This window comes from Myxococcus vastator (genome assembly GCF_010894475.1).
In the GTDB taxonomy this organism is placed as follows: Bacteria; Myxococcota; Myxococcia; order Myxococcales; family Myxococcaceae; genus Myxococcus; species Myxococcus vastator.
Map to the genome: position 1 here is coordinate 1 of NZ_JAAIYB010000356.1, position 8,935 is coordinate 8,935.

Annotated in this window: 5 protein-coding genes and 1 pseudogene; 2 read left to right on the plus strand and 4 right to left on the minus strand. The window is 72.2% G+C overall.

Annotated features, from left to right (window positions below):
* Positions 1-240, plus strand: a pseudogene (locus G4D87_RS39620) (phosphopantetheine-binding protein); the annotation flags it as partial.
* Between the two features lie 6 nt (positions 241-246).
* Complete coding sequence (locus tag G4D87_RS27895) at positions 247-4,299, plus strand: non-ribosomal peptide synthetase (protein WP_240358667.1); 4,053 nt, start codon at positions 247-249, stop codon at positions 4,297-4,299.
* A gap of 9 nt (positions 4,300-4,308) precedes the next feature.
* On the opposite strand, the gene G4D87_RS27900 is transcribed toward G4D87_RS27895, so the two are convergent.
* From G4D87_RS27900 to G4D87_RS27915, 4 genes are all read right to left on the minus strand, one after another.
* Positions 4,309-5,103 carry an outer membrane lipoprotein-sorting protein gene (locus G4D87_RS27900; protein ID WP_163785696.1) on the minus strand — a complete coding sequence of 265 codons (795 nt, stop codon included), beginning with the start codon at positions 5,101-5,103 and terminating at the stop codon, positions 4,309-4,311.
* Positions 5,103-6,413 (minus strand): ABC transporter permease, encoded by a 1,311-nt coding sequence (locus G4D87_RS27905; protein WP_163785698.1) that lies wholly within the window; start codon positions 6,411-6,413, stop codon positions 5,103-5,105. Before G4D87_RS27905 ends, G4D87_RS27900 begins: the two co-directional genes overlap by 1 nt.
* Positions 6,410-8,458, minus strand: a complete 2,049-nt coding sequence (locus tag G4D87_RS27910) for an ABC transporter permease (RefSeq protein WP_163785700.1) — start codon at positions 8,456-8,458, stop codon at positions 6,410-6,412. The genes G4D87_RS27905 and G4D87_RS27910 overlap by 4 nt, the downstream gene beginning before the upstream one ends.
* Before the next feature lie 48 nt (positions 8,459-8,506).
* On the minus strand, positions 8,507-8,935 hold a 429-nt coding region (locus tag G4D87_RS27915), incomplete at its 5' end, for a phosphopantetheine-binding protein (protein ID WP_240358666.1).

Genomic DNA, 8,935 nt, shown 5'->3' on the forward strand with positions numbered 1-8,935 from the left:
CTCCCTCTCCCCTCCGACGACACCCACCCCTCTCTTCCTCCTCAGGGCCACGTCGAGGAGCTCCTCGCTCAACTCTTCTGCCAGGTCCTCGGCCTCTCCTCCCTCTCTCGCCACGACGACTTCTTCTCCCTCGGCGGACACTCCCTCAGCGCCACTCGCCTCGCTGCCCGCATCCGCTCCTCCTTCGGCGTCGAGCTTCCTCTCGCCTCCCTCTTCTCCTCCCCCTCCGTCGCCGCGCTCGCCCAGGTGATCGGCACGGCGGCGCAGGCCCAGGACGTCTTGCGGCCCGCGAGCCCCAGGCCGTCGCGCTTCCCCGCGTCGCTGGTCCAGGAGCGCCTGTGGTACGCGCTCCAGCTCCCGGATGCTCCGCCCTACGTGGTGCAAGTGTCCCTCGTGCTCGAAGGCGCGCTCGACGCGGCGAAGCTCGAAGCCGCCCTCGAAACCGTGCTGGAGCACAACGAGACCCTGCGAACGACCTTCCACCTGGAAGCCGACCGCGTCATCGCCCAGGTGCACGGCCCACAGCGGCCGGTCCTCTCGCGAACGGACCTGTCACACCTGCCGCTTGAAGAGGCGCAGCACACCGCGCGCGCCGCCGCGACGCGAGAGGCCCAGCGGCACTTCGACATCCAGAAGGGCCCCCTCTATCGCTTCGAGTTGGTCCAGCTCGACACGACGGGGCTGCGGCATGCCTTCATCGCCTCGCTCAGCCACCTCGTCACGGATGGCGTGGGCACGCAGGCGTTCATGGAGGAGCTGGTCGCGGCGTACCGAGCGGCTCGCACCGGCGCGCCCGCGCCGCTCCCGCCCGACATCCAGTACGGCGACTTCGCGCTCTGGCAACGCAGCCCGGAGCACCAACGCCAGGTGGACGCGAGCCTCGAATCCTGGAAGCAGGCCCTGGCCCACGCGCCGCCGGTGCTGGACCTGCCCACCGACTTCCCGCGCCGCGCTCCCGCGCTCAACGCGAACATGCGCCCCACGCGGCTGACGCTCGCCTCCGGAGACATGAGCGCGCTGGAGGCGCTCGCGCGCCAGGAGGGCGTCTCCACCTTCACCGCGACACTCGCGCTGACGCAGGCCTGGCTCCACCGGCTGAGCGCCCAGTCGCACGTCGTCGTGGCTTCGCCGTCCTCCGGACGCACCCTGCCGCAGACGGAGCACCGGGTGGGCTACTTCGCGAACATCCTGCCCCTGTGCACCGATGTCTCCGGGCAGCCGTCCTTCCGGGAGCTGCTCCGCCGCGCCCACGGCGTGGTGCTGCACGCCACCACCCACCAGGAGGTCCCCTTCAAGCGCATCGCGGACGCCGTGCAGCCCGACGCCAGCCGCACCGCGCCGCTCCTGGCGCAGGCCCTGCTTGTCCTGGACCGCTTCTCCCGCCCGTCCTTCGAGGGACTCTCCGCGTCGGAGCTGCTCGGCGACAGCGTCATCCCCGCCTACGACGTGGTGCTCAGCCTGGTCGAGCACCCCGGAGGTGGCATGGAGGGGCTGCTCGCCACCGACGGCGCCCTCTTCACTCCCGCGACGTCCAGCCGCATGGCCCAGGCCTTCGAGCACCTGCTGTCGCAGGCCGTGCGTGCCCCGGACGCGCCCCTGTCCCGGCTGCCCTTGCTCTCGGCGGAGCAGCAGGCGCAGGTGCTGTCAGCCCTCGCGGGTGGACCGCAGGACGTGCCCGCCGGCACCTGCATCCACACCTTCTTCGAGGCCCAGGTGCGCCGCACGCCGAGCGCGCCCGCGGTGGCCCATGACACGACGACCTGGAGCTACGCGGAGCTGAATGCCCGCGCCAACCTGCTGGCGCGGTACCTGCTGGAACGCGGCATGCGTCCCGAGGAGCGGGTGGCCATCGTGATGGAGCCTTCCGCGCAGGGCATGGCCGCACTGCTGGGCATCCTCAAGGCGGGAGGCACCTACGTGCCGCTGGACGCCAACTGGCCCGAGCCCCGCAAGCGCGCCGTGCTGGAGCGCGCCGAGGTTCGCAGGCTGTGGGTGGACGCGGAGGCCCTGGCCGCGCACCAGGGGCTCGTGCCCGACGTGGAGGTGCCGCTCCAGCCCGAGCACGTGGCGGAGGACCTGGCGCCCGGCCCGCGCGCGGTGGCGGACACGCAGCTGGCCTACATCGTCTTCACCTCGGGCTCCACGGGCGAGCCCAAGGGGGTGATGGTGGAGCACCGCTCGGTGGTCAACCACAACCTCGCCATGGCCGCGCGCTTCGGCCTGCGGCCCGGGGACCGGATGCTCCAGTTCGCGCCGCTGAGCTTCGACGCCGCGGCGGAGGACCTCTACCCGCCGCTCGCGGTGGGCGCCACGGTGGTGATGCGCAGCGGGCTGGTGCCCGCGCACGCGATGACGCCGTACCTGGAGGAGACGGACATCACCCTCATCAGCCTGCCGCCCACGTACATCGAGGAGTGGATCCGCCAGATGGAGGCCCTGGGGCAGCGGGTGCCCGCGCGGCTGCGGCTGCTGGCGCCCGGCGGTGACGTCCTCAAGCGCGAGACGTACGAGGCCTGGGTGCGCGTGGGCGGCGGCCATGCCCCGTGGCTCAACGTCTACGGCCCCACCGAGTGCACGATCACCTCGGCCACGTGTGACATCCCAGGCGCGGAGGGCGTGGGCACCGACGCCACGTTCCCCATTGGCCGTCCGATTCCGCGCGTGCGCTTCTACCTCCTGGACGAACACCTGACGCCGGTGCTGCCGGGCCTGCCAGGGCGCGTGTACATCGGCGGCGCGGCGCTCTCACGCGGGTACCTGCGAGCGCCGGACTTGACGGCCGAGCGCTTCATCCCCGACCCGTTCGCCGCCGCGCCGGGCGCGCGCATGTACCACACGGGAGATTTGGCCCGGATGCTGCCGGATGGGCGCCTGCGCTTCCTGGGCCGCGCGGACCACCAGGTGAAGATTCGCGGCTTCCGCATCGAGCTTTCGGAAATCGAGGCCTGCTTGCGCCGCTTCCCGCGCGTGGAGGAGGCGGTGGTGCTGGCCCGCACCGCGTCCACGGGGCTCCAGCAGCTCGCCGCCTATGTCCAGGCGCCACCGGAGGCCGTGGCCGTCGAGGCGCTGCGCGGGCACGTGGCGGAGCAACTCCCGTCGTACATGATGCCCGCGGCCTTCGTCGTCATGGCGGCCCTGCCCGTCAACGCCAACGGCAAGGTGGACCGTCACGCCCTGCCCGACCCGGACGCGCACGCGGCGGCCACCCAGGCCCCCGAGCCCCCGGCGAACGCCACCACGGCCCTGGAGCTCCGCTCCACGCTGGAGATGCGGCTGTTGAACCTGTGGCGAGACGTCCTCAAGCAGCCTGGCCTGGGGCCCGACGACGACTTCTTCCAGCATGGCGGAGACTCCATCCTGGGCATGCGCCTGCTCGCGCGCATGGAGGAGGAGTTCGGCCTCCCGGTCCCCCTGGCCACCCTCTTCCAGTACCCCGTGCTGAAGGAGACCACCGACGCGCTCCGGGAGCTGCTGGAGCAGGGCCCGCCGCTCTCCAGCGTGGTGCGCCTGTCCGGGCCGGAGGCCCCCGCGGAGGCGCCCCGGCTCTTCCTCATGCACCCCGGCGATGGGGAGCTGCACTACTACCGCCACCTCGTGCCCCTGCTGTCGCCGCACCTGCGCTGCCACGGCCTGCAGGCGCCGGAGACGATGTCGCATCGCGGGTTCGACACCTTCGAGGCGCGCGTCGCCGCCTACGCGGAGGACATCCGCGCCGTGCAGCCGCGCGGGCCCTACCTGCTCGCCGGCTTCTCGTTCGGTGGATACCCCGCCTACGGCGTCGCCGCGGCGCTCGAGGCCGCGGGCGAGGAGGTGCGCATGCTCGCCCTCATCGACACCCTCACCGTCCGCGCGCTCAACGCCGTGGCGCCGCTGACGCTGCCCCCCGTGCTCCAGCTCGCGAAGACCTTCGAAGTGCTCGACGCGGCGCTGGAAGCGGAGCTCGCGGGCCTGCCGTCAGAGGGCGCGCAATGGGAGCGCGTGGCGGCCCGTGCCAGGGAGCGCGGCACCGTGGCGCCCCACTTCACCGGCGCGGACCTGAAGCGCATGTGGCACCTGGCCGGAGAAATCCTCCCGCCGCAGGTGCGCACCTGGCGCGTGCCCGACGTGCGCGCGCGGCTGCTGCTCTTCCGGGCCGACGGCAACCCGTCGCTGGACGAGACGCTCGGCTGGAGCCAGGACGTCCCGCGCGAGCGCATCGACGTGGTGCCCCTGCCGGGTGGGCACTCGGGGGCCATCGAGCCCCCGACGGTGAGCGTGCTGGCGCGGTACCTGGTGGAGAAGGCGCTCGGTGAGGCGTAGCCGGCGCGGCTAGCGCAGGCGCCCCTCCAGCCACGACTTCGTGAAGAGGTTGGGGCTCAGGGGCGCCAGCTGCACGTCCTCGTAGCGGACCACCAGCTGCGTGCCCTCCTCCTCCTCCTGCTCGAAGACCTCGCGGTAGTGGATGATGGGCTGCTGGGTGACGGGGTCCTTGAGCTTCTGGTAGCTGCGGACCAGGTCCGTGCGGAGCACCCGCCCGGAGGGCGCATAGCCGATGCGCTTGACGATGTTGAGGTCCGGGTCCAACCACAGCCGCAGGTGCGCGAAGCTCACCTCGGTGTCGGGCCGCGCGGACAGGTACACCTTGCGGTAGCGCGTGCCCTGGATGACCTCCTCCCCCTCGTCCACCGCGGTGTAGTCCTCCGACAGGCGCGAGCGGTCGAAGTCCCCTTCACAGGCGATGGTGCCCACGATGTTGGCGCGCCGCGTGGTGCGCTCCCAGTGGCCCAGCGCGGCGTTGTACTCCCACAGGTTCTTCCCGATGCGCAGGTAGCCGCCTCCCGCCAGGTTCCGCGGTTGGGTGATGACCATCAGGAAGTTCTGCGACGAGTCGCGGCGGTACACCTGCATCTCGATGAGCCGCTCGATGCCGTCCTTGCGCGTCTCGCGGATGCGGACCACGCCCCGGTAGTCGCTCTGCATGGACATGCGCTTGTCCACCTGGCGCACCAGCGCGTCCGCGGAGGGCTTGGCCTCCTTTTCCTCCTTGGCCTCCGCCGCGACAGCCAGCACGGGTAGCAGCAACAGCGCGAGGACGAACGAAGGCAGCGGGATTCGAGTGCGCATCAAAGGGAGTCCATGGCGGAGCGAGGAGAGAGGGAGGAAGCGCGAGCAGCCGGGATGATGGACGCCAACGTCGCCCCCACCGTGGCCAGGATGACGGCGGCCACCACGTGCCCGGGGCCCGGCGCCAGCGGGAGGGTGTCGCTGAAGAGGAAGCCGGACAGGGCCTCCGGGAGGGAAATCGCATCGCGGAGCAGGACACACACGCCCGTGGCCACGAGCGCGCCCAGGCCGGAGGACACCGCGCCCAGCAACATGCCCTCCAGCATGAACATGCCGACCACGGACCGGCGATGCATGCCCACCGCGCGCAGGGTGCCCACCTCGCGCGTCCGCTCCCGCACGGCGACGCTCAGGGAGACGAACAGCCCCATCATCACCACCGCCAGGGTGATGGCGCCCACCAGCACCGTCAGCGCGGCCAGGCCCGCGGAGATGAAGCCGAGGAAGGCGGACTCGTCCTCCCACGTCGTCACGTCCACGCGCTGCCCCGCCCAGCCTTCGCGCAGCAGGGGTGACAGCTTGTCGCCGTAGGCCTCGCGCGCGGGCGGCAGCACGGTGAACCCCGCCTGGCGCAGCGAATCCCGGAGCTGGCCCGCCAGCCCGTCCACGTCCAGCCCGCCACCGTCCGCGCCAGCGCAGGCCACCTGCAACACGCCCGCGGAGCCGGGCCGGTAGCCGTCCAGCTCGCGCAGCGTCGCGTTGGAGACGAGGATGCCCGCGCTCTCTCCCAGCAGGCCCGCGCGCTCGGTGATGGCCACCACCTCCACGTCGAGCGCGTTGCGCTGGCCCCCCACCGTCTGCGTGAAGAGCGTCGCCATGTCACCCAGGCGCACGTGGAGCCGCCCGGCCAGTTGCGTGGACAGGGCCACCGTGCGCGGCCGCGCCAGCGTCTCCAGCGCGCCGTCCTTCACCTTGAAGCGGCGCAGCGCGGCGCCCTCGCCCTCCACGTCCAACGCCACCACGTAGGAGCGCACCCGGTGACGGCCCGCGCCCGCGGTGGCCTGTCCCCGCCCGCGCTCGCGCAGCAGGCAGCCGTCCGGAACCAGCGGCTCCACGACGGTCCGCACCCGCGCGGCGTCCCCCACCACCGGGGAGATGCTGTCGGGGTGGACCTTGAAGAAGCCGCCCACGTTCAGCTCACCGCTGAGGAACGTCGTCACGACGTCCTTTTGCGTCGCGGCGACGCCCGCGCTCAGGGACATCACCCCCACCAACACGCCGCTGGCGGCGGCGATGACGGCGAAGAGCAGCATCCCCTGCTCACGGCGGAGGAACAGGTTGCGCAACGCGATGCCAAGAAGGCCCCTCATCCGTCCATCTCCCGCAGGCGCATGGCCACCGCTGGCGTCACCGCGCTGCCGCGCCACGCCGGAATCCAGGTGGCGACCAGCACCACCAGCGTCACCCCCACGCTCACCACGGCCGCGTGCCACGCCGCCAGCTCCGGCCGGAGCACCGCGCCGCCCAGGAAGAACTGCAGCGCCTCGTCCCGCACCGCGATGCCGTCCGAGCCAAGGCCCCACAGCAGCGCCGCGCCCAGGCCATGGCCCAGCAGGCTCCCCACCGCGCCCAGCACCAGGCCCTCCAGCATCAGCCCGAAGAAGACGTCCCGGCGCTGCATGCCCACCGCGCGCAGGGTGCCCACCTCGCCGACCCGCTCACGGGCCAGCAGCAACAACGTGCCCGCCGACACGCCCAGCACGAACAGCCCCATCATCCCGCCGAGCGCCACCAGCAACACCTGCGTCATCCCCACCATGCCGGTGACGAAGCCGCCCACCTCACGCCAGTCCGCCGTCGCCAGGGGCACGCCCTTCGCCTGGGCGAGCTGCTGGATGCGCTCCGCCACGGCGTCCGCATCGGCGTCCGGCGTCAGCACGAGCGCGGCGTGGAAGATGCCATCCTCCAGGTCCGCCGCATCGAAGGTGGGGGGCAGCGACGCGCGCGCGAAGGTGGGCGCCGGTGCTTCCTCGGTGGGCGCCGCGGGCTCCACGTCGAGCATCCGCGGCGGGCTGAACGTGTCGAACGAAGGGGCCTCCTCCTTCGAATCCATGCCCACGGCGGCCAGCAACCGCTTCGCCTCCTCCATCTGCTCGCGCGTCATCCGTCCGGACAGGTGACGCACGGTGGCCAGGTCCAGGAGCGAGGCGCCGTTGGCCTGGCTGCCGTCGCCGCCCAGTCCCCGGAAGCGGTAGGTGCCCCAGACCTTCACGGCCACGCCCGGGTCGTTGTCCAGCGTGCCCTTGAGCACCAGCGTGTCACCCGGACGCACCCGGTACAGCGGCAGGTGGGGCGCCAGCGTGCCGTAGAACGCCTGGAAGCGCGCGTCGAAGTTGCCGTCATCCAGCGCCCAGAACTTCTCCAGCAGGGGCTCCAGCTCCCCGGGCTCCCCCAGCACCCCCTCCAGCGAGGCCCGCAGCGCCGTGGCCCGCTCCACGTCCAGGCGCGACAGCAGGTCGGGAATCTCCGCGAGGCTGCGCTCCACCTGCGTGCCCAGCCGCTCGTCGCCCGCGAAGGTCGCCCCCCGCTCGCGCTCGCGCTTCAGCTCATCCAACCGGACGGCCATGGGCAGCTTGAAGGAGCGCTCATAGACGGCCTGCCCCAGCAGCAGCCCTCGCGTGCCCCGGGGAGGCAGCTCTCCGGAGACGAGCTCGAAGCGGCCGAACGCCTTCGCGAAGCCGCCCAGGTCCGTGCCCACGTAGTCGAGGTACATGGACTCGCCTTCACCCACCTGCTTGGCCACCCGGTTCTCCAGGAACTCCAGCACCGGGAGGGGCTCGGCCCCGAAGCGCTCCCAGAAGGACGGCGCCAGCGCCTGCTCCAGCGCGCGCGCGTCCTCCTCGCTTCCGACGCTCTGGGAGAAGGCCTCATCGCGGCGACGCGAGTCCCTGGCGACGCGTTCGAGCGCGCGCCGGAGGTCGTCGGCCATGCGGCCCAGCCGCGCGTCCCTTTCGGCCGAGGCCGGCGCGCGCGCCACGTCGCGCACCGCGGCGAGCTTCTCGTCCAGGTAGTTGCCGCGGAACACCCGGCCGGTCCCCACCTCCAGGGGAACGACGTCGCGCACGCCGTCCACGCCGAGCAGCAGCTCGCGGGTGCGGGCGTAGTCCGGCAGGGGCACCATCTCCGGAGCCCCGCCCGGCCCCAGCGACATCTGCGGCCCTTCGGCGGAGTTGGCGTTGTAGACCTGGAGATGGCCCGCCCCGCTCTCAATCATGCTGAGGCGGGTGCCGTCGTAGATGCTGCCGACCAGGGACAGCCCCAGCGTCAGCAGGGCCGCCATGCTGGCCGCGAGCAGGCCGACGAGCCAGCTCCGGGGACGGGAGCGCACGCTCTGCAGCGCGAAATGGAAAAGCATGAACCCCGAATCCTAAGGATTCGAGTCCCGTGAAAACAAGCGCCGCGCTCAAGGCGCCTGAATGACGCTGAGCAGCAGGGCCACCTGCGCGTCGGTGAGCAGTGAAACATCGAGCTGTTCGGGGTCGACGAGATGCCGGATGTGTGCCGCGAGCCTCGCGACGGAGGCGTGCTCGAACAGCACCGTCACGGGCAACCGCAAGCCGGTGCGCTCCTGGACACGGGCCAGGACGCGGGTGGCCTGCAGCGAGCTGCCACCGAGCGTGAAGAAGTCCGCGTGCGCGCCCACGTCATCCACGCCGAGCACGTCGCGGAAGGCCTCCGCCACCACGACCTCCAGCGGCCCCGCCGGGGTCCGCGCCCCGCCGCCCGACAGCATCGCGCCAAGCGCCTCGCGGTCCACGGCGCCACTGGCCTGCCTGGGCAGCGACTCCAGCACGTGCACCTGTGCATCCGCCCCGTCCACGTCCGCCGCCCC